Below are 21,005 nucleotides of genomic sequence, written 5' to 3' on the forward strand. Positions count from 1 at the left end.
TATTTGCAGTCATTCCAATCAAGAAAGCTCTTGACTAAAATGGCGTCCCCAAGGGGATTCGAACCCCTGTTACCGCCGTGAAAGGGCAGTGTCCTAGGCCTCTAGACGATGGGGACCTGGAACTTAATTTACTACTTTACCACTTTACTACTAACAACACCAAATAATGGCGTCCCCAAGGGGATTCGAACCCCTGTTACCGCCGTGAAAGGGCAGTGTCCTAGGCCTCTAGACGATGGGGACCCTGAACTATTTTGCCATCAACATACCAGGATGTTGATGGTGGAGCTAGGCGGGATCGAACCGCCGACCTCTTGCATGCCATGCAAGCGCTCTCCCAGCTGAGCTATAGCCCCAAAATAAGTCTCGCAGTTTAAAGAGCTACCTCAAAACTGTCAAGAGATTTTTAGAATTTATGTGTTTTTTGATTTGTACTGATTTTTAAAATCAGGTGTTCATTCATCAAGTTGGGTACTTATACTGTTAGATGAACAAAGAATCAAAAATTATTCAGCAATTCGACATTGAAGAACTTGCATAATGAACTTGTTCATTAATTTCATTATGTATTATAAACCTTTGTTCCGAATTGTCTTGGGTAAAAATCCTATGTCCCAACTCAATGAGTCGCTCACTGTTAAATTTCACCTCTGTTTTAACTGTAGCTTTTCCATCACGCATCAGAGCCTGACCAAAAAACTCGTTCCAGGATACGGTATCTTCATAGACGCAAAGCATTGGCCCCCAGAAGTCTATAATGTACTCAGGATTAGTATGGACTCTGATGTATGTATGACTGCTATCTGAATAAAGTGTTTCAATGGACAACTCCAAATCAAATTCCAAAGCCATAAAATAAGCGCCCATGATAGCAAAAATCTCACATGTTCCTGTTCCATACAGATAACCAATCTTCAAAAATTCCTCATAATTTTGCTCTGGGGAGTTTGTCATGGATTTAGGCTCAATTTCAAATATCTTATTACCAGCCAAAATTGCGGGAATAGCGTGTAAATCCACCACGTCAAAATGTGCCTTAAAAAATCTATCTCGCCCTGCCAGTTCCATTTGTTTAACATATTTATTGCGGGTTCTTATGGCTGCCGCACTATTGTATGCACCAAATGTAAGTACTTCATCAACTTTGATTTTAATCCGTTCAAAAAACTTAAACATAAACTCGAGTTTTTCATCATTGTCGGAACAGGTTTGTAATATTGTATTAAGGGTCGCCATATTATATCGAATAAAATCACAAGTTACATTTATTATAAAGGATGTATTGTAGCACACCACACCGCTTCAAACGCAACCAGTTTTTTTGGACAGATCAGAATAAAAGGTTAAATAACTACGCAGTTTTTTAGAGTGATACATCGCTTTATCTGCATAATCAATAAGTTTATCAAAATCTATTGCTTCAGTTGGAAACAAACTGACACCAATACTCAGCTCAGGAATTAAAAGCACATTATTAATATGAGTTCCAATGCTAAGCTCCTGATGAACCCTCATGCAATATCCTTCTACATGCTCATTTTTAGTGATATCTGATAAAATAACAGCGAACTCATCACCTCCAATCCGCGCAACGGTATCCATACTTCGTGCGCATTTTTTTAGAGTTTGAGCAACAAAAATTAAAACAGAATCGCCAACCAAATGACCATAGGTGTCATTGATCTGTTTAAAACGGTTCAAATCAATAAAGAGTAATGCCACCTGCTTATTTTTAAACCTCACTTCAGCACTATGGCGTTTATACTCATTTTGGACAACTTGAAATCGATCTTCTAACAGAGTGCGGTTACATAATCCCGTCAGTGGATCGTGCAACGCAAGATTCAATTTCATTTCATTTTCCTGAACAAGGAATGAAATATCAGAAAATATACCGATATAAAATACATGTTGTTTTGAATTAACTATTTTAGTAATCGTTAAAAGTTCCGGAACAACAGTACCCGATTTACGCCTATTCCATATCTCTCCCTGCCAACGCCCGCATTGATTTAAAGTATCCCACATATTCTGATAGTACTGCTTATCATGACGACCGGAATGGAACATACCAGGATTATCGCCGATAACTTCGTGAGCTTCATAACCCGTAATGGATGTAAAGGCGCGATTGACATAAATGATTTGGGAATGCTCATTTGTAACCGTAATTCCATAAGTAATTTCTTCAAAAACTCCTTTGAGCCCCTCTTCACCCAATTCAATCAATTCAGGCAAGGACGAATATTGATGTAATGAAACAGTCACATAAGCTCCTTTACTTGAAACATGTATTTTAAGTATAACTCACTCCATTTGAAACAAACTAAAAATCAAAAAGAAAATTAACAGAAACAACAACCATTTATCGAAATTAGCACTATTATTAAAAGTAATTAAAGGAAGATTTGCTAAATGGAGTTAGCCAGTATGACTGAAGAAATTACAACTCGCTCCTGGTGGAGTCGTATAAAAGACGCTTTTGTAGGTATATTGATCGGAATAGGATTAATAATTGGCGCTATCGTGCTTATCTTCTGGAATGAACAGCATAGTTTACACACTGCCCAATCCCTGGAACAAGCCCATAAGATCCTCATTTCAGTGCCGTCATCACCGATCAACAGTCAAAATAATCTGAAGGTTGTTTATTTGAATGGTTTGGCAACGACTAAAGATCAATTGAAGGATTCTCTATTGGATGTGTCGGTAAATGCGATTAACCTCAACCGTCAAGTAGAAATGTATCAGTGGGAAGAAAAAACGGAAACGAAAACAGAATCACAAATGGGTGGCTCGGAAAAACAGACGAAAACCTATTCATATAATAAAATATGGTCAAGTAGTTTGATAAACAGCGCACAATTTAAAAACCCTCAAGGACATCAAAATCCAGAATCGATGCCCATCCAATCAGTGCAACAATACGCTCAATCAGTGACTTTAGGAGATTTCACACTCCCATACGAATTAGTGAAACAAATTAATGTCAGTCAACCTGTTGATTTGTCCAAGGTTAATAAAGAGACATTAAAATCACAATATGACAAACCAGTTCATTTAATTAATAACGAATTGTATTTGGGGCAAAATCCTGAGACCCCACAACCCGGTGATATCCGCATCAATCTGACTGCCGCGTATCCACAAACGGTCAGCATTATCGCGCAACAAACAGGAACTACCCTCCAGGCATTTCTTGCTCCGGCAGGTGAACCAGTATTTCTACTCTCTACTGGGCAGCACTCATCGGATCAAATGATTGAAGATGCACAATCACAAAACAAAATGATAGCCTGGATTTTACGTCTGGTCAGTTTAATCATGTTAATCGGTGGCTTTTCCTTAATACTTAATCCACTGGTTGTCCTGGCAGATGTTCTGCCATTCCTGGGCAGTATTGTTGGTTTTGGTACTGGCTTCATCGCCTTTATCTGTGGATTGAGCGTGTGGTTAGTCACAACTGCTATAGCCTGGTTTGCTACCAGGCCACTAGTATCCATTGGATTAATTATTGCTGTAGTTGTAATAGGTTATCTATTAGTAAGTATGAGGGCAAAAAAGACTCAATAACCCTCAAAGAGTTAATTTGTACTGCTCAAAGCACCATACACGCCAGTACTCAACGTTCATGTAGAATTTTTATCAGATTTTTACTTTCTGCTCTTGAGTACCATCTAATTGCGCATCCTCGTTTTTCGTATCCTGATATTGTGCTTTTATATCCTGATTTTTCATTATAGTGTCTTGTGTTGAACTCGCCAGAGTTTTTATCTCATTGGAAGCCGCGTTAACAACGTTTGCTGAACGAGTTTTATTAAAGAAAAACCAATCACCTGTTACTGCCAAATTGATGGTATTCGCAATCAAAAATAAACCGGTTACGTGCAATATGGTGTTAGCAATGATTTTCATTGCTTTACGCATAACACCTCTATCAACATTAAGCGCTTTACCTTCAAATTCCTTATCTGCTTTATTAATACCCACCAAAAACGATTTTTTATCCTCATCGGTAGGCGCTGGTTTACTTAAATAATCAAAACTCTTTGAATATATTTCTTTTTTATACGCGTCGGAGTGCGCATCTATTAATTTTGATTTTACTGATTTATTTTTCGGATCGTCCCTTGTGACATGAGACAAATACCTAACAACATCATGAGTTTTATTAATAATTTGGGTAAATGTTTTTCCTGCCTCATTATCCTGCGCCACTAGATTCATTTGTTGCTTTTTTTGCTCTTGACTAAGGTCATTCACTTCCGAAATAGCTACAACAGCACTTGCCTGTTCATCGCTTAATTGAACAGCAGTGTTTTGTAATAACCCTTTTGCTTTTTCTTGAATCATTTCCAGATAAACTGGATCTTTGGAAACAGTAGCCAAATCAATACCAAATACCTTTTGGGAAAACTCCTTGGGTGTAAAATACAAGTCTTTTTGCCGATACTGATCCTTCAAGACAGACGCAGAATCTGCCCATTTCGCCTCTGAAAAACCAGCTTGGGTAAACTGTCTGTTTATATGAACAGGAATTATCCAATGCCGGAACCATTCCAAATGTGCTTGATGTGGCATGATATAGGTATTCGATTGCGTAGTTGAAGAAAATTTAGCTGCCATTTGTTGAAAAAAAGAATTATGAATAACACCATTTTCCAAATTATGTGACGCTAAAAATGTTGTAGCTGATCGGATATTTTGGCATTTTGACAGATCATGATATTTTGAAAATAAAGACCCAGGTGAGTTTTCAGCAATTTGACCTGGAACAGGTTGATTGGCGATAATATCCATAGGTATATTGAGATCATCGAGTTTTTTTGCTACTGCAAAGGTAGTAACAGCGCCTCTGCTAAATCCTTGTAAACCAATATCCGTTATTTTGTGATTACTCAAGTATTTTGGCCCTTCAATACGGCAAATTCCATCCCCCATCAGTTCCTGCAGTTTATCAAGATCTATTGTTTGATCGTCTTTATTAAATGCGTTGCGTATAGAATTCGATACAATTTCCAAATCAGGAAAAAGAAGACCTCCGCCCACTTTATCATGCTGGCATCCTCTCATATAAACCCGGATTACATCAGGCTTAAAGCTATTTGTTTTCTCTAAACTATTTGCATAGTCCTCACCCGGATCACCTGTTCCAGCAAAACAAAAAACGATCTTAGTCATACCCCCTCCTGGCTCGATGTTTTTCACAGCGAGAAAATAATATTCATCTTTATTTAAATTTAGTCATCAAACATTAAGGGAAACTTAAAGAGAGAGTTCTTTACGAAATATTTACAGTAAGAACCATTCGATTTTGATTGATTTTTCCTTGACTTAACTCACCTGAGAAAAAAATTCCTCACATGATCTTCAATTGCCTTTAATTAATACAATAAAAGTATTAACAAAAGTAACAGGAACGATTACTATTCATTAAAATATTCATCAGTATGGTCTTATCAGGTAAGTAATGAATAACATTAAACGTGGTATCAGTAGTTTAATTTTCATGGGAAGATGGTTACAACTTCCCTTGTATTTGGGGCTTATCCTCATTTTAGCAGCCTATGTTTATCGTTTTATCGGTGAATTATTTGAATTAATTATCCATCTCAATGGTTTTGATGACACGCACATCATGTTGGGAGTTTTAGATCTGATCGATGTGGTCATGATAGCAAACCTCCTCATTATGGTGGTTATGGGAGGTTATGAAACGTTTGTGTCGCATCTGCAACTTGATGCGCACCCGGATCAACCGGAATGGCTGGATCATCTCGATGCAGGCGCTATGAAGATTAAATTAGCTCTGTCTCTAGTTGGTATATCGTCAATACATTTATTACGGACCTTTATCGATCCTTCAAAATTAAGCAACTTTACGGTAATGTGGCAAGTAATAATTCATGTTACATTAATAATATCCGCTTTGGCTATTGCATACACCAATCGTTTGTTAGATCACTCGAAAATGACAGTATCCTCATCTGAGTAAATCCGAGCCTTGATTTCGATTGACGTCTTGATATATGAAAAAAAATCAATGAAATCAATGGGTAATAAAATAGAGTAAGTCGGTTAAATAAAACAATGACTGACTTAAATTTATCCGATAGAATCAATAGGAATAACCTGTCCAGGAATTGAGTTCGGTTGCATGAAGTCACCATAAAATATAAGGATAGCGAATATGACAGACACTCCGGTTAGTAATGATAAAATCAATGGAACAGAATTGGATGCTACCATTGATACACCCTCTTCTAACATAGAAGTCGATAACACTCTTTTATCTCAGGACGCATTAAAAGACTCGCAAGAACATTCCGCCAAGATAAAAGCGATCTTTGATCAGTCATCCACGATCATAGATGTCGAAAAAGTGAATAAATCCCTGAAAGAAGTAGAAGAAACTCAAAAGGGTGTTTCTGAGATTAAAACACTCATCAATTCAATAATCGATAATATGGCCAAAAATCAAAGCATGCTGACCCGAGCGGCACTGCTCTGGGGAAAAGTGCCGCTCTGGCAAAAAATTGGTTTGGGTACTGTATTGATAGCCCCTACGCTGATTTTAGGTATTGCACTACAGATATACATGCTTATTGCCATCAGTGCCTTGACTCTGATTGCTTATATACCAAGCAGTGTTGTTCTGGATAATCATTACAACCACGATGAACAAATTACTGATCGTTTGAAAGAAAGTATGGAAGGATTGGCTCAATCGTTGGTCAATCTCATCCACACAATGGAACACCTGAGTGTTCAATTAGCAGGTGAAATTGAACAATTTCAACAGGAGAATGAGCGACTGACTGACGCGATCAGTGATTTATCTGAGCAAGTGTCTAAACTTACGAATGAAGCCGTGGAACTCCAAAAAACTGAACAGGAATTACGATCCATTCAACAGAGTTTGGAACAAACAGATCAGGAGTTAAAACTCACTCTGGAGGAAAAAACCAAGTTGTATGAACAAATCAAAACAGAGATAAATAAGGTGACTCTAGCCTTTGAAAAAAATCAGCGGGAATTGTCTCAAAAAACTTTAGAATTAAATCGAGTTCAACGTGATATGGGTCAACAATTGAATAACCTTAATGGAGTGGCTCAATCCCTACAAAAAGTAGTAGAAACTTATGCGGATCAAATAATTAAAAATGAACAAGATAGAACGATATTTCAATCCAGGTTAACAGAGTTTGTAACAAACAGAGAAAAAAGCTTTGAAGAAGTGGCTAAGCGAATAGAGAAACGTAATGAAGAACTTCTCATTGTTCAGAATAAATTTAATGGCCTCCAAGAAGAGTATCAAGCCCTGTTAAAGAGACAAGGGAATGAAATACAACGATTGGAACAAGAAATACCGGCTAACAAATCATCTAAGACAGTCTCTGTAAAACCGAATAATGGGCAGACTGAAGAAAAACCCAGCAAGCATGCGCATCACATAAAAAATCTGGGACTTCATGCAGAGAAGAAAAAACATCGTTCACGTCATCACCACCCAATAGAGTCTACTGAAGTGAACCCTGCAACCAGTAATGGCCGATAGAGCTAAATCCAGCCTTCGTTGTGATAAAACATCAGACGAAGGCACTCACTTTTACCATTAAATAACCAGATAACTGCTTAGTTGAACAGAACAAGGTATTCGCTAACCTCATATGAACTCTCTTCAAACTGGAACTAATCAAGACTTTCTGCCACATTCAGGAGATCCTTCGTTTCACTCAGGATGACGGTTGGTTTTATCGTCATCCCGAACACAGTGAGGGATCTCCATATACGGGCACTGAACACGACTTTCTGCCACATTCAGAAGATCCTTCGTTTCACTCGGGATGACGGTTGGTTTTAACGTTATTGAGATCTTGCCAGAATGGCCTTCTCCCTCAGGGAGAAGGTGTCGACTAGTTCAAACGTTATTGAGATCTTGCCAGAATGGCCTTCTCCCTCAGGGAGAAGGTGCCGACAGGCGGATGAGGGGATCTTAAAACATTAAATTTATAATTATAATCCTTAGGCCAACTAACAATGGATAAGATGCAGACGCTTTTCATGGTTGAATTTTGTGTTCCGTGACAGGACTGACACTCTCTTCTTTCATAAGTCTATAACGATCTCTAAGACTTGCTGCAGTAGCTGCTGGATCATTAGGCTTAATTAATACCGAATTAGAGCTTTCTGGCGCTGTAACATCACTCTTAATACCCACTAAATCCAAGGTTTCTTTAGTGAACTTACAGTTATCCCAAGCCCGTGCTGATGTTGATGAAGGGGTTTCAAGAATATGTTTTTGAATTATTTGTAATCGCTCCTCTGCAGTTGCCGCTGAAGGCAGTGTGCCAATGAAATTACTACGCATAAACTGGAAGTATTTTGAAGATTGGATACTGCTATATTCTTCAATAAATTTGGCCAGCATGATCTCAGCTTGTTGAGAGGGGGCTTGCGCCCATTTTAAATCCTTAGATTTATCCGTACGGCTTAGTAAATGTGCAGCCGGATCATTAGTTCTCATTACCGCCAGCTCAACACAAGACAAGCGTTCATCTCGTTCGTTGATGATATCGGAATAATCTTTTAGTAACTGGATTTCTTCTTCAGTTTGAGGTTCTTTAGATTCCAAATTCAAAAAATACTCTCTAACCGTTTTCAATGTTTTTTCATCAAAAAAAGGAATATTATCCGGTGCTTCTTGTAGTTTTTCCTTCATGCTTTGAATTGCTAATAAAGGATGTTCATGCTTAATAGTTGAATGTCCTTGTGCTCTGACCGCATCATTAATTTTATTAAGATATTTATCAATTTCCTGTTCATCCTTGGGAGCATGTTTTGTATCAGTAGTAACCCATAAATCACTAATCAGTTGCGGTACAATTCTGAGATAACTGAACACATTGGATTTCAATGTGTTGAGTAGTTGAGTTTTATTGTCTTTGAAGGCAAGTAGTCTGTTGATTTTAAGATAGTAGTTCGTGTTTGGCTTAATCAATGCCTCAGCTTTGACACGATCAATGGCGTCTTTATCCCCACCTTGGGATTTTGCTACTAAAGTTGCTGCTGAATACACTGCCTGAGGATTGGTGAGAAACGCATTGGAAGCAGGATTATCGGCAGTATTCTGCGTCCATGTAAACATATGACTCATGTCTGGAGGAGCACCGGCTCTTAATAATTTCATAGAAGTAGTAGAACAGTTCTCCTCTATTAAGTCGAAAGCCGATGTAGTCGACGCCAGTTGACTGGCTGTTTTAAGCATTTCCTCAATGTTAAAATCATGCAATACAGCATTTCTTGTTGGAATACCTCGAATAATTTGATCTTTGCTAACCTGATGAACTCTTGATTGTAATCGAATGTTTTCGATCTTTTTAGCTATGATACGTGACTCCTCCTGTAATCGTCCTATATCACTTTGCATGATTTCAATCATTCGCTGCGCATGTGCAATGTCTTTGATTGCCCAATTAAATTCACCTGTTTTATATCGATTTGATCCAAATGCATTTTTTTCTTCTTCAGTTCTTTTGTGAAGTTCCGGGGTTCCGTATTTAAAATTAATTGGTTTTGATATGGGGTTATCACGTAATTTGGCTTGATCCGCTTTGATTATTTCTATTAATTTATCAAGATCTTCCTGGCTTTTAATTGCCCAGTGATGCGTACCACTGGAATCATAAACCAGAGCGCCATAAGCACTTTGTTCCTCAGGTGTTTTGGGTCGATCTCTGGTACTTCCATAAGAAAAATCAACGGGTTGAAATTTGAATTCCTTTGCAGCCTTTGCTCGATCATCATCGAGTATCTTAAGGAGTGTGTCGACATCTTCTTTATTTGATAGTTTCCAAATATCTTCACCAGTTTTGGGATACCAGTTGTTTCCAAACCGTTCAATTTCTTCTTCTGTTTTATCCCTGGTATAAACAAAGTTTATGGGCTTTGGTAGTTTGCCCAGTTGTAGATTGTTCCTATCTTCCTTTACTATATTAATAAGAGCAACAACAGCTTCCTTGTTTTTTACTCTCCAATAATTGGGGCTATTCCCAAATAATTCTTTCTCTGATTCTGATCGTTCACGATTATTTTTATAATTAAATTTAATCCCTTTAGTTGAGACATTGTGATTATCTGAAATAGTGTCGAAATGTGCTAATAATCGTTCCAATTTTTCCAGTTTATGGTCTGTGTTAGCAATAGCTTGAGCTTGATCTGCTTCTATTTTTAAAGATAAGGTTTTTAGTGTGCTAATTTTTTTGTTAATTGGCTCAAGAGAAACGGTTTTATCTTTTTCAAATTTTAAATGCATCTGTTCAAGCTCAGCAATTTTAGCGTTGCCAAGGAGAATTGCATTAGTTTGATTTAATTCAATTTTTTTGATTTGTGTTTGTAGTTCTACAATTTTTTCTTCAATAGTTTTGATTTGCTCTGTTTTCTTTTTAAGTTTTTCTTCATGAATTCTAATAGTTTCTTTTTTAGGAGATATTAATAACGCATTTAAACTTTGATTTGCCTTGTGCAATTTCTCCAGCAATACTTCTTGGGTTGGAGGAACATTTTGTTTCTTTTTTATTTCAGCCAGTAACTCATCAATTTTTTCGTGAGTGAATGGGCCGTTAAACAATTTAAGTCGGTTTTCTGTGGGAGTATCAATAGCGTCACACCAGTCACGAAGTATCGTCATAGGAGGGCGTTTTGTTCCTTCTTGCTGCTTATATGCCTCAATTTCTTTATATAAATCATTATATTTAGTGTGACGCTTCAGTTCCTGATGTATTTCTTTGATCTCTTTTTTGATGTTTTTAATTTCAACTGCCGGAGCATAGATCTCTTGCATCACCTCTTTTATTTGTGTGTTGAGTGTTACTACTTCTTTGAATTTGTCGTCCAATAGTTTATCAACCTTCCTGGTGATAAGTTCTGCTTGTTCCTTGGTAATTTTCTTGTTTTTTAAAATATTTGCACATAATTTTCGATCACCAATTTCGTTTTTAAATCGAGCTAAAATGGACAGAAGATTCGATGAGGGTTTAATTGATTTTTCTGTCCAATCACCTTTGGCACTAAACTCTTTACCTTCATTGAGATAATTTTTCATGAGTGTTGCCAGTGTTTGAATTTCTTCATCAATTTTGTATTTTTTAAGTTTTAAACTGAGATATTCCTGCTGCATTGTGCTGTATTTTTGCTCAGATATAACAGTAGTAGCCACTGGAGCTAAATTAATAGTCTGTTGCCTTTCGAAAAAATCCTTTTTTTGTTTTTGAAATATATGGCGTTCCTTTAACTCTGGAGGCATTCTGCTTAGTACATCAGATTGAGTTTTAAATTCGAATCCAGTGCGCTCCTCTTTAATGTCCTTATTGGGAGTGCTTAATCTTCCTGGCCAATAACTCCAATAGACTTTATAAACTAACCCAGTACCACTACGCTCAATTGACACCGGGATCTTCTGTTTTCCATTTTCATGATAACAATAGTTTTCAATCAGTGCTTTATTGTGTTGATTTACAGGAAATCTCATCATTATGGCTACATGACCAACATTGTCGCCTTGCAATTTTTGCCGCAACACATTATTTAAGCCATTTCCGAGTTCTTCTTTAGTTCCCCAGGTACGGACCTCTACAGTACTTTCATTAAAATCTTTAAAATATTCCTTCCTGAACAAACTGAAGTTCTCTGCGGCATTAGCAGCTGTACCCGCTCTAAATGTACGCATCCAGTCTGAAGAACAATGTCCAAGTAAGCGCGCATTTAATTTTTCTTTTGATGGGAAATTATCTGGTAAGCTGTCCAGATGATCTTTTAACGTTATTATTCGTTTTATGTATTCAAAAGTTAATTCCTGGGCTTCTAATTCAGTTTCTGAAGTTTTTTCGTTTATTAGATTTTCGATCCTGGCCTCTATAGAATTATTTTCCAGACCATCTGCAAAAAGCTGATCAAAAACAGCAATACATCCATTAATAATTTGTGATGAGAGTTCATCATTAATTGGATCTGTGCTATTGGATACCAATTGTGTTATCTGTTCTAAGCTGACATCTATTTTTTCAAAACTCATAGTTGCCCCATCTTTAATTTTTTGAAAAAAATATGACAACATAATTAGTGATCATATATTAATCATTATAGTATGATTTTGTGCGATTAATGGGTTTTATAGTGCTTTCATCCTCATTCTGAGGGGCTGTACCGGTAACAAGAAATGAGTACAAAGCGGATCACAATGATCGACTGAAGGTATTGTTGTATCTGCGATGTCTGCTATAAATCAGAGTAGGAAAGAAAAATAGGGTTAAGCTAAGGGGGGCGTAGCTTGGAATTTCTTAACTTTGGAGTAGTCTCTATTAAAGAGACACCTCGTGATATGTTTGCTGGATAACGTTTAGATTATTGTTCAGTAGTCCCGTATTACAGCTGCGCAGGTCTACCAATGATGTAGATACAAAAAATCCTTAGCCTGACGGTTATGAGTCGCGATCCAAGCTACTTGCTTTTTGCTTTATCAAGTACCTCCATGCATTTTATCTATTGTTCGTTGGGTTAAGTATTTTAATTATAATCTTAATCGTTCTAAGATCCCCTCATCCGCCTGTCGGCACCTTCTCCCTGAGGGAGAAGGCCATTCTGGCAAGATCTCAATAACGTCTGAAATTGAACATTTAACATGGATCATTGCGTCAAAAAGATTAAGGTTATTTGATAAGCAGGAGTAGTAACTATTTCAGTGTTACCAGCTTACCCGGTTTATACCCAACCGCTCCCTTCTCCCTTTTTAAGGGAGAAGGGTTGGGGATGAGGGTTACTGATCAGTGAGCGTAAGTTGGGTCTCGCCTCATAGCCATCAGGTTAAGGAGAAAATCAAACGTAGCCCGTATTAGGCAAAGCCGTAATACGGGTATCAATGCCTGATAATAATTATAAATCTGACTATAACAGCGTACAGGAAGTACCAAAATGGTCTTCCATATAACTCATTTACATTAACTGATTATTAACAAATTGTGTAAAAATTCATGGTTATCATAGGGATATTTAATGGCTTGTCTTTCTAAATCGCGCGCGATTAAATTCCATGCAAGACATGACTCATATAAGCAAACTCTATTTATTCGCGGGGTATTGGTTTAATATTTGATTCTTGAAGGTATTTATTCCTAAAGGAACTTAAATGCTCATGAGTAGAACAAAAACGATTTATTTGTTATTCACGGTATTAAGTTCATTTTCTTTTGCCGTCTTTTCTAGCAATTCAATAACTCAATTAATTCCGGAAAACGAGTGGTTTGGAACTAACTCCATGAAATTGAATGCTATCATCAAGCAATACGGAATTAACAGTCCAGGTTATCAGGTACATCGTAAACCCGTCGCAGCTTTTGACTGGGATAATACCATGATGAAAAATGATATAGGTGACGCAACGTTATTATGGATGGTATCGCATGGAACACTGAAGCGTAATTCTGATTTCAAACAGATGAATCCCTGGTTAACCTCTGACGCGTTAAACGAGCTGGAAAAAAACTGCGGGGGCAAATCGGAATACTTGCCTACTCGTCAAAATCCTGCCTGTGCTGATACCTTAATGAATATCTATCATAATCAGTCATTGGAGAATGGGGCCACCGCATGGCATGATTCACCTGATCCTGAACGCATTGTACCGACTTATTTTTTTTATGCACAACTTTTTGCAGGATATACTCCAGATGAGATAACCGAGTTCACCAAACGTGCCCTGGACTTCAATTTGGCTAACAATATTGGCGCGACACAGAAGGTAGGGAGTAAGGATTATCCTGCCTATGTCCGTATTTATAAGCCAATGAACCATCTGGTATCCGTGTTACAACAAAACGGTTTTGATGTCTGGATTATTTCTGCCTCGATACAACCCAGCGTTGAAGTCGTCGCCAAACGTGTGGGAATTCGCAAAGACCATGTCATTGGAGTCCGTCACGTGTTGAATGAACAAGGACAATTGACTGACCGCTTTCAAGGGTGTGGCACTTTTCCCGATGGTAATAAAGAAATTATCAGCAATCGTATCGGTAAACGGTGTTGGCTTAATAAAGTGGTATTCAAACTGAGGGCTGAAGAACAACTATACAAGCCAACACCGATTATTTTTGCAGCAGGGGACTCAGCTGGGGATCGTGTTTTTTTGCGCGACGCACTCGGTGGAAGGTTGGTTATTAATAAAAACAATCCTGAGCTACTTTGCGATGCGGTTCAAAATTCTGATGGGAAATGGCTGATAAATCCGATGTTTATAAAACCTGTACCCTTTGAAAGAACTTTAAAACAGTGTTGACTATTCGTGAATTGGAAACAGTTCTTAATCAATTAGTTTATTTATTAAAAAAATCCAAAAAAGCACGAATCTTGGGTAATTCGAAATCGTAGGCACGATAAAACATATAAATATCATAGTGTCTGAAGGTGTATTGTGGCAGCAGTTGAATTAACTCCCCATTATCCAACCATGATTTAACCAGGCTATCACCAGTCAGGAACATTCCTATGCCTGCAAGACAGGCCTTATTTAACGCCTCAAAAGTATTCATGTATAAAATGGGCTTGGCACAATGCAATTGTCCACCATTGGCCAGGGGTAAAAAATGAGCGGGTTTACGTAAGGTATGGGATATTATTTTAAAATTGGGTAAGTCCTCGGCAGTTTCCGGTTTGCCATATTGAGATACAAAGTCTTTTGAAGCACAGAGGATGTTATTGACCCGATACATTGTTCTGTATTTTAACGTTTCCGTAGAGGGGGGAATAACAGGGAACCCTACCATAATATCAATGTCGGGTTGAGCTAATGCATCATCTTCTTCTGAAAAGATCAATTCCAGTTCGAGCAATGGATAGGTTTTCATAAAATCAGCCAAATGCTCTAATACCCATTCTTTGGAAGTGATGGTCGATACCAGTATTTTTAGCTCTCCCTGTGGTACTTCTCGATTGGATTCGATAAAACGGTTTACAGAGGCGATCTCTTGTTCAATGGACTTGCATCGATTATAAAACAGAGCACCAAATTCGGTAAGTTGTACCGAGCGGGTGGTTCTGAGAAAAAGTTGTTCACCAATAACTTGCTCCAGATTTTTAATCTGTTTGCTTACCGCGGTTGGAGTTAAATGCATGGCATGTGCGGCTGATGAAAAGCTGGCCAGTTCCGTTACTTTAAGAAAGCAAAGGATTTGACCTCGATTATAAAAGTGCATGGCATTTCTAATTATGAACTATAAGTTCATAGTATATGGAATTTATGTCAATTTACAACCTCAGGTGTTAAATAATACAATTTCTATATTGAGTTAACACAGGAGCGCATTATGACCGTACGTACAATTAAATATGAGTATCATCATACCGGGATACCGACTACTGAGATTAGAGAGGGTGAAAAATACAGTTCTACTTTTAAAGTCTATACCAGTGGTGGCCAGGAAAGTGAGTTCAGGGTTCAATATCACCGATTTGAAGAGGACTGTCCATTACATCCCTTGATTCAAGCGAAGCCTCATATTGCCTTTAAAGTGGATAATCTGGAGATGGCAATTAAAGGTAAGGAAGTGATTCTGGAACCTTATGAACCTTTTTCTGGTTTTAAAGTGGCTATGATAGCTGAACAGGGTGCACCTATCGAGTTTATCGAGACAACTTTAAGTGAAGAAGAAATATGGTATGGGAGTCATGATAATTCAGTGATCTATCCGGGGAAGTCATAATTATATATACCATTCAGTATTCACCAACACATGAGTATTGAGGAAGGAGAGAAGGCAGATTAAATCTGCCTTGTTGGTGGTATTCCTGGAAATTAGTTGTGTTATCCTGCTTGATAGGATTAATCCAATCCTGCAATTTGATCACTGATGTAGTTAAGCTCATTCGTAAAGTTTTGAATTTTGGTTTGTTGTAAACAGTCACTTCCTTTACGCAATGCGCGTCGAGCATCACCTAGACTAAAGGATGCTAATAAATATTGTGTTTCTCTTATGAGACTACTGGATTTTTTAGTGGCATTGGCAGATTCCATGAGTGCTGAACGACATATCTCGTGACTTTCCTGGAGCCTGGTTTCTAAGATTTCATTAGAAAGTGCGTGTGTTTTTTTGGCCAAAGCTACATTATCTATAGGTGCATGAGCATGTAGTGCTGAGGATAAAATCATTATTAATAAACCACAGTAGTTCGATTTCATATGTTGTCCTTATTAATTATGTGACGTTTTTTATTCAAACTTAAAATTGGTAGAAGCTTATCATTTCATTGTGTATCGTCAAGTAACTGGCAAGGATAAATTATTTGATTTCAGTAAGATACATAATTTCTGCATGTTAAGACGTCCAGGAATATGACTTTGCGAATGTTAGCGAAGATGAGTTATGCTTCATTCGCAAAGACACTATTGGAGGATTATCAGGAAAGCTCGATCTGTAAAGATGAACTATTAGATGAATCCTTGTTCGGGTAACGTGGATACATCCGTACTGCATGCGGCGACCGAAACATCACTGCTTACTTTACCTGATTTAAATATACTGTGCCCTTGTAAGAAATGAGCACTTCTTCTTTTGAACGATCCGTTGTCTATCTGAGCTCTTCTCTCTGCTGGATCTATTTTATCTTCCAATTCCAGTAAAGGCATTGATGGTTGTATCGATTTTTTTAATTCCTCAAGTTTAGCCAAGAGTGATTCCATGCTTTTCGTTCCAGTGTATTGTTCCGCATGGTAATACAGCTGATTTATTCTGACTATCTCGGGAATTGCTATAGTTAATTTGCCTAAAATGCTCAACAACACGTGTAATTCTTTATTCTGTATAGCTTGCTTTTTCGATGGATTTTTTTCATATTCTTTTTTGAACGTTTTAATTATTGAAGTGATTGAATCGATTAAAAAAACAGGAAGATTTTTGGGTTTGATGGTTCTTTTAGGAGTGATAATGGATGGAATAATATCAATTGGTAAATAATCCTTGATTAACGTGTTTAAATTTGAGCTGAAGAATTCAGAGGAATATTCCCAATGGATTTCATGACTTTTTCTGGGTTTTATTCTTGAAGAAGCTCTTTGAACGTGGTCTTCATCAAGGCAATTGTATTCTCTTAAAAATACAGGGAAATTAGTATGGAAATGGATTTTTTCAAAATTGATTAATAATTTTATTTCTAACAGTTTCTTTAATATTTCACCACATGCCTCAGCGCGAACAATTTTTTCTGAATTGCTATTTCCATCCTGTGCAAAGGTCATATCTCTAAGTAATAATCCTAAAAAGGGAAGTGTTGTTCTGAACTGAAGGTACACATTGCGCATCAACTGAAAGTTTTTATTTCTGGAAGTTATTGTATCAATCTCCATGCGATAAGCATTGTCCTCAGCAGATAAGTCTGTTGCATAATTGATGAGTCGTGATATATCCACATTATTTAGGACACTGCTGATCACCATTAAATGATTTATATCTGGGTAGTGTTCATCGTTTAGAGGACATAAGACCTGGGCTATTTCAATCAGAAGCTGTAGTGCGTTCTTTATATTTTTGCGAGGTTGAGATAATATTTTTACAACGAAGTAATTGCTTAACTTATTAAAGTGTTCGGTAAATTCAACAATATGCGGTGCCAGTGTACTTTTACCTGCTTTGACGCAATTAGTGTCACATGCATGTCCATCTTCTTCAGCTTCAGGACAAACATCCGTTTTTTCCCAGTTTTTATTATGAAATTCTGAAATCGATGCGTGTTGATAAAAAGAAATAGTGAGCATCCTAAGTTCATGGGCTATGATTCCTACTTCTTCAGTCCTTTTGGCTCTGTTTTTGGTAAGCGCCTGATCGACTATCGTATCAAATGATTTATGCAATTTGAGTACATCAGGTTGACTTATCCCCTGGTTTAAAATGTAATAATTTCGTAACAAAGGTCGTTTGGTGTATGAGGAGCATAAGTCATGGATTTTTAATAAATGTTGATTAATGTCTTCTCCAAGTTTCCCTAATCCCTTCTCCACATCAATATTTAATTTAGTTAAAAACCTTATCTGCATCGTGAGTTTTGATTTGGGGTTCACTCTATCAATTGCGTTGTAATAAAGTAATTGCAAAACTACGACATTGGCTATTATTTTCTGGTCCTTATCAAAATAGGGATATAACGCTCTCAAATTAACTAATAGTTCAAATAGTGATAGTGAACTCAGGATTCCCAGTGCCCGATGGGTTATCGCAGCAAAATCAAATGTTCTTTTAGATTCGTGAGATACCTGACATGCGGTGAGCAACCATAAGGTTTCTTGAACCTGATCTTTTAGTTTTTTACCTGTATTAAATACTGGTGGAATCAGGGGGTTGGAGTCCGCAATCGAAATATGAGAAGCAAGAATGTAAAGAAAATTGTTAATTGATGTATAGGTTGTATTTTGAATGCGTGAATACAGTTCATCAACACGAGGATATAAAGTACTGATTGTATCATGGATTATTTGCCGGTTTTCTGGAAATTTAAATAATGGTTCATTACTTAAATCAAAGTCATCAGCTAATAAACTCTTCATGCACAACTCATTGAATTCATTGTGTAAAGACACCGAGATTACAGACCGTTTATTGGTTTGATATGCTTTAACCAGATTTTTTAAAAGTTGAAGAGCCATTTTATTCGCAATAACTTGCTGTTTATCCACATCTGCTTCCTGCTCTACACTTAAATCGGATGAACTGGCTTCTGAAGCACCTGAATTTGGATATCTTAAGGAAGAATGTAACGAGTCAAGGCTGCTCGAACTTGATATCGAAGGATCTGAAGAACGTCCAGTTGAAAGTAGTGGGCATGATTCACGTACGCTGTTCAGACTTGTCGGACTTTCTTCCCTATTGCTTGGAGCCGGTGCCCGATATCTTAGATCGAGAGAGTTTATTGTACTCAGATCGATAGCCAATAAGGCCAACCTTAATTCACTATTGAGTTCAGCCAGTTCAAGAGCAGTTTTGTCATCATTATTCTTTATTGATCTATCGCACTTCTTACTTACCAGTTTTTTAACAGCCCAAAGTCGTTGCGCTACAATCGCTTCATGTAATGGAGTGTTACCATAATTATTTTGTGTATCCATTTTATTGGGAAAATATTTGAACAAAACATCCATTGTTGCACTAGTATTTTCTTCACCTCGTGCTGCGTAGTGGAAGAGAGTCCATCCATTTCTATCAGCTGAAGCAGCTATTTCAAGCCAGGACTTATCCTGCAGTATTTTCCAGGTAGTATCTTCTAATAGTGCTTCGAGAACCAGATGTTTCTTTTTAATTACTAAAAGATGAAAGACAGTTCTATCCAATATATAGCGTGAATCAATTAAATCCGGTTGGGCTATAAACCATTTTATTAATTTTTTTGCTATTTCCTTGTCATCTTTATCAGAACTAATTAATGCCTGTATTCTTTCTTGATTCATCGTGTTTTTCCTTAGTAAAATCCTGATTAAACTTCATCTATTAGGGGTAAATACAGATTGGATATACCCATTTAATTGAGGTTGGAATTTTAAAGTCCTGGCTTATCTTTTATTAATTATTTTCCCAATTAATGATAAAAAATAAAACGGCATGGTATCACAATGATCACTTAATTTAAATCCAGGAATAATTTTTGTGGTCGATAATTGGTCGCATAGTCGTCATTTTGAACGAACGGGAATCTCTTCTAAAACCTGCAAAACGCCTTTTTGGGGAGTTCTTTCACTGCGTTCTTAATGACGAAATTCTTGAAGTTATTGAGAGCAAATCAGTTAAAACTTCCTACTAGAGCCTGAACTACCAAGTCCCAGCCATCGATGAGAATGAAGAGTAAAATTTTTACTGGCAAAGAGATGCTCATAGGCGGCATCATCATCATGCCCATGGTCATCAGAATTCCGGATACAATCAGATCAACCAGTAAAAAAGGTAAAAAAATCATAAACCCTATCTGAAAAGCGGTTTGTAATTCACTTAATATGAAAGCCGGTATGAGTTGATACAGTTTGATTTCATCTGCAGAAGCCGGTAACGGTTCTTTTGCCAGTTCTAGAATAACCTGCATGTCTTTTTCTCTGGTTTGCTTAATCATAAATTGTTTTAATGGTATGGCCGCTCTGTTAAGCGCAGTGCTGGTGTTAATCTGCTTATTCTCATAGGGCTGATAGGCCTCTGTATAAATCGCTTTGGCAACAGGCATCATGGTAAACAGGGTTAAAAACAGGGATAGGCTAATCAGTACGGTGTTGGGTGGTGTTTGCTGTAATCCAAGAGCGTTTCGTAGCATGGATAAAACAACAACAATGCGGGTAAAGGAAGACAGCATAATTAAAATACTGGGCGCGAGGCTTAAAACGGTCAGAAGCGCGAAAGCCTGCAGGGCTGGTGATACATTATCTTGATCAAATTGTACGGGTCCGAATTGGGTTCCAGCCAAAGCATTACTGATAGGGAGGAATAATAAAAGAAAATAAAGAAAGTGACTAATGCTTCTGGGCAAACGATGCTCGGGTCTTTGCTCTGAGTGAATGCTTGGTGCAGCAGAAAGGGGGGAGTGCGATACAGTGTGAGCATTAACTTGGCTTGTTGATTCGGGGGACAAACCTTCAATACTGGATAGATAGTGATTATTCATGATGTGATTCAATGTCCTGCAATGGAAGTAGGGTTAAGGCATTTTGATTATCTGCTAATAAAAACTGTTGCCCTTGATAATCAATAACAAAGATTTTGGTTTTGTTATGCACTGATACCTGTTCAATGACCTTGCATTTGGGACTCGTACTCTTTGAATTTTTTGAGTATTGGGCAAGAATGAATAAAACCCCGAGCAAAACAAACAGTACCAGCACATAGGGAGACCAATGCGTATTCGTTACAAGTTCCTTTTTAAACACCACGGGTTGGTTTGCTGATAACGGATTTATCCAGGACATTAAAATAACTATTAAAAAACGCTCC

The 21,005-nt window shown here is 37.4% G+C and carries 15 protein-coding genes and 3 tRNA genes; 5 read left to right on the top strand and 13 right to left on the bottom strand.

Features of this window, described 5'->3' with window-relative positions:
* Positions 1–40 precede the first annotated feature (40 nt).
* From IZU94_RS04060 to IZU94_RS04080, 5 genes are all read right to left on the bottom strand, one after another.
* Positions 41–116, bottom strand: a tRNA-Glu gene (locus IZU94_RS04060).
* Between the two features lie 51 nt (positions 117–167).
* Positions 168–243: transfer RNA gene (locus IZU94_RS04065), tRNA-Glu, on the bottom strand.
* A 37-nt stretch (positions 244–280) separates the two neighbouring features.
* Positions 281–356: transfer RNA gene (locus tag IZU94_RS04070), tRNA-Ala, on the bottom strand.
* A 154-nt stretch (positions 357–510) separates the two neighbouring features.
* Positions 511–1,236 carry a hypothetical protein gene (locus IZU94_RS04075; protein ID WP_203108263.1) on the bottom strand — a complete coding sequence of 242 codons (726 nt, stop codon included), beginning with the start codon at positions 1,234–1,236 and terminating at the stop codon, positions 511–513.
* Positions 1,237–1,302: 66 nt separating this feature from the next.
* Entirely contained in the window at positions 1,303–2,268 is a 966-nt protein-coding gene (locus IZU94_RS04080) for a diguanylate cyclase domain-containing protein (RefSeq protein WP_203108265.1), read from the bottom strand.
* Positions 2,269–2,430: 162 nt separating this feature from the next.
* Between IZU94_RS04080 and IZU94_RS04085 the strand changes: the two genes are divergently transcribed.
* Positions 2,431–3,573 carry a TMEM43 family protein gene (locus tag IZU94_RS04085; RefSeq protein ID WP_203108267.1) on the top strand — a complete coding sequence of 381 codons (1,143 nt, stop codon included), beginning with the start codon at positions 2,431–2,433 and terminating at the stop codon, positions 3,571–3,573.
* A 72-nt stretch (positions 3,574–3,645) separates the two neighbouring features.
* Here the strand turns inward: IZU94_RS04085 and IZU94_RS04090 are convergent, their stop codons facing one another.
* Complete coding sequence (locus IZU94_RS04090; protein ID WP_203108269.1) at positions 3,646–5,181, bottom strand: hypothetical protein; 1,536 nt, start codon at positions 5,179–5,181, stop codon at positions 3,646–3,648.
* Between the two features lie 289 nt (positions 5,182–5,470).
* On the opposite strand from IZU94_RS04090, the gene IZU94_RS04095 reads away from it, so the two are divergent.
* Together IZU94_RS04095 and IZU94_RS04100 are read left to right on the top strand one after the other, a co-directional pair.
* Complete coding sequence (locus IZU94_RS04095) at positions 5,471–5,995, top strand: TIGR00645 family protein (protein WP_203108271.1); 525 nt, start codon at positions 5,471–5,473, stop codon at positions 5,993–5,995.
* A gap of 195 nt (positions 5,996–6,190) precedes the next feature.
* Complete coding sequence (locus IZU94_RS04100; protein WP_203108273.1) at positions 6,191–7,558, top strand: LegC2/C7 family Dot/Icm T4SS effector; 1,368 nt, start codon at positions 6,191–6,193, stop codon at positions 7,556–7,558.
* A 134-nt stretch (positions 7,559–7,692) separates the two neighbouring features.
* Here the strand turns inward: IZU94_RS04100 and IZU94_RS18290 are convergent, their stop codons facing one another.
* Together IZU94_RS18290 and IZU94_RS04105 are read right to left on the bottom strand one after the other, a co-directional pair.
* Positions 7,693–7,821, bottom strand: coding sequence for a hypothetical protein (locus IZU94_RS18290; protein WP_255541668.1), 129 nt, complete (start codon positions 7,819–7,821; stop codon positions 7,693–7,695).
* A 241-nt stretch (positions 7,822–8,062) separates the two neighbouring features.
* On the bottom strand, positions 8,063–12,073 hold the full coding sequence (locus IZU94_RS04105; protein ID WP_203108275.1) for a coiled-coil domain-containing protein: 4,011 nt from the start codon (positions 12,071–12,073) through the stop codon (positions 8,063–8,065).
* A gap of 1,116 nt (positions 12,074–13,189) precedes the next feature.
* Here IZU94_RS04105 and IZU94_RS04110 point away from each other — a divergent pair.
* Entirely contained in the window at positions 13,190–14,329 is a 1,140-nt protein-coding gene (locus tag IZU94_RS04110; protein ID WP_203108277.1) for a haloacid dehalogenase-like hydrolase, read from the top strand.
* Between the two features lie 37 nt (positions 14,330–14,366).
* Here the strand turns inward: IZU94_RS04110 and IZU94_RS04115 are convergent, their stop codons facing one another.
* A complete protein-coding gene (locus tag IZU94_RS04115; RefSeq protein WP_203108279.1) occupies positions 14,367–15,245 on the bottom strand; it encodes a LysR family transcriptional regulator in 879 nt (292 codons plus the stop codon).
* Positions 15,246–15,356: 111 nt separating this feature from the next.
* Here IZU94_RS04115 and IZU94_RS04120 point away from each other — a divergent pair, with 111 nt between their 5' ends.
* A complete protein-coding gene (locus IZU94_RS04120) occupies positions 15,357–15,752 on the top strand; it encodes a hypothetical protein (protein WP_203108281.1) in 396 nt (131 codons plus the stop codon).
* Positions 15,753–15,871: 119 nt separating this feature from the next.
* Here the strand turns inward: IZU94_RS04120 and IZU94_RS04125 are convergent, their stop codons facing one another.
* From IZU94_RS04125 to IZU94_RS04140, 4 genes are all read right to left on the bottom strand, one after another.
* Positions 15,872–16,228 (bottom strand): hypothetical protein, encoded by a 357-nt coding sequence (locus IZU94_RS04125; RefSeq protein ID WP_203108283.1) that lies wholly within the window; start codon positions 16,226–16,228, stop codon positions 15,872–15,874.
* Positions 16,229–16,477: 249 nt separating this feature from the next.
* Entirely contained in the window at positions 16,478–19,483 is a 3,006-nt protein-coding gene (locus tag IZU94_RS04130) for a RasGEF domain-containing protein (protein ID WP_203108285.1), read from the bottom strand.
* 329 nt (positions 19,484–19,812) lie between these two features.
* Positions 19,813–20,679, bottom strand: coding sequence for a flagellar type III secretion system pore protein FliP (gene fliP / locus IZU94_RS04135; RefSeq protein WP_238400499.1), 867 nt, complete (start codon positions 20,677–20,679; stop codon positions 19,813–19,815).
* Positions 20,672–20,980 (bottom strand): flagellar biosynthetic protein FliO, encoded by a 309-nt coding sequence (locus tag IZU94_RS04140; protein WP_203108287.1) that lies wholly within the window; start codon positions 20,978–20,980, stop codon positions 20,672–20,674. Before IZU94_RS04140 ends, fliP begins: the two co-directional genes overlap by 8 nt.
* Positions 20,981–21,005 lie beyond the last annotated feature (25 nt).

Origin of the sequence: Legionella bononiensis (assembly GCF_016786215.1) — a bacterium.
Taxonomy (GTDB): domain Bacteria; phylum Pseudomonadota; class Gammaproteobacteria; order Legionellales; family Legionellaceae; genus Legionella; species Legionella bononiensis.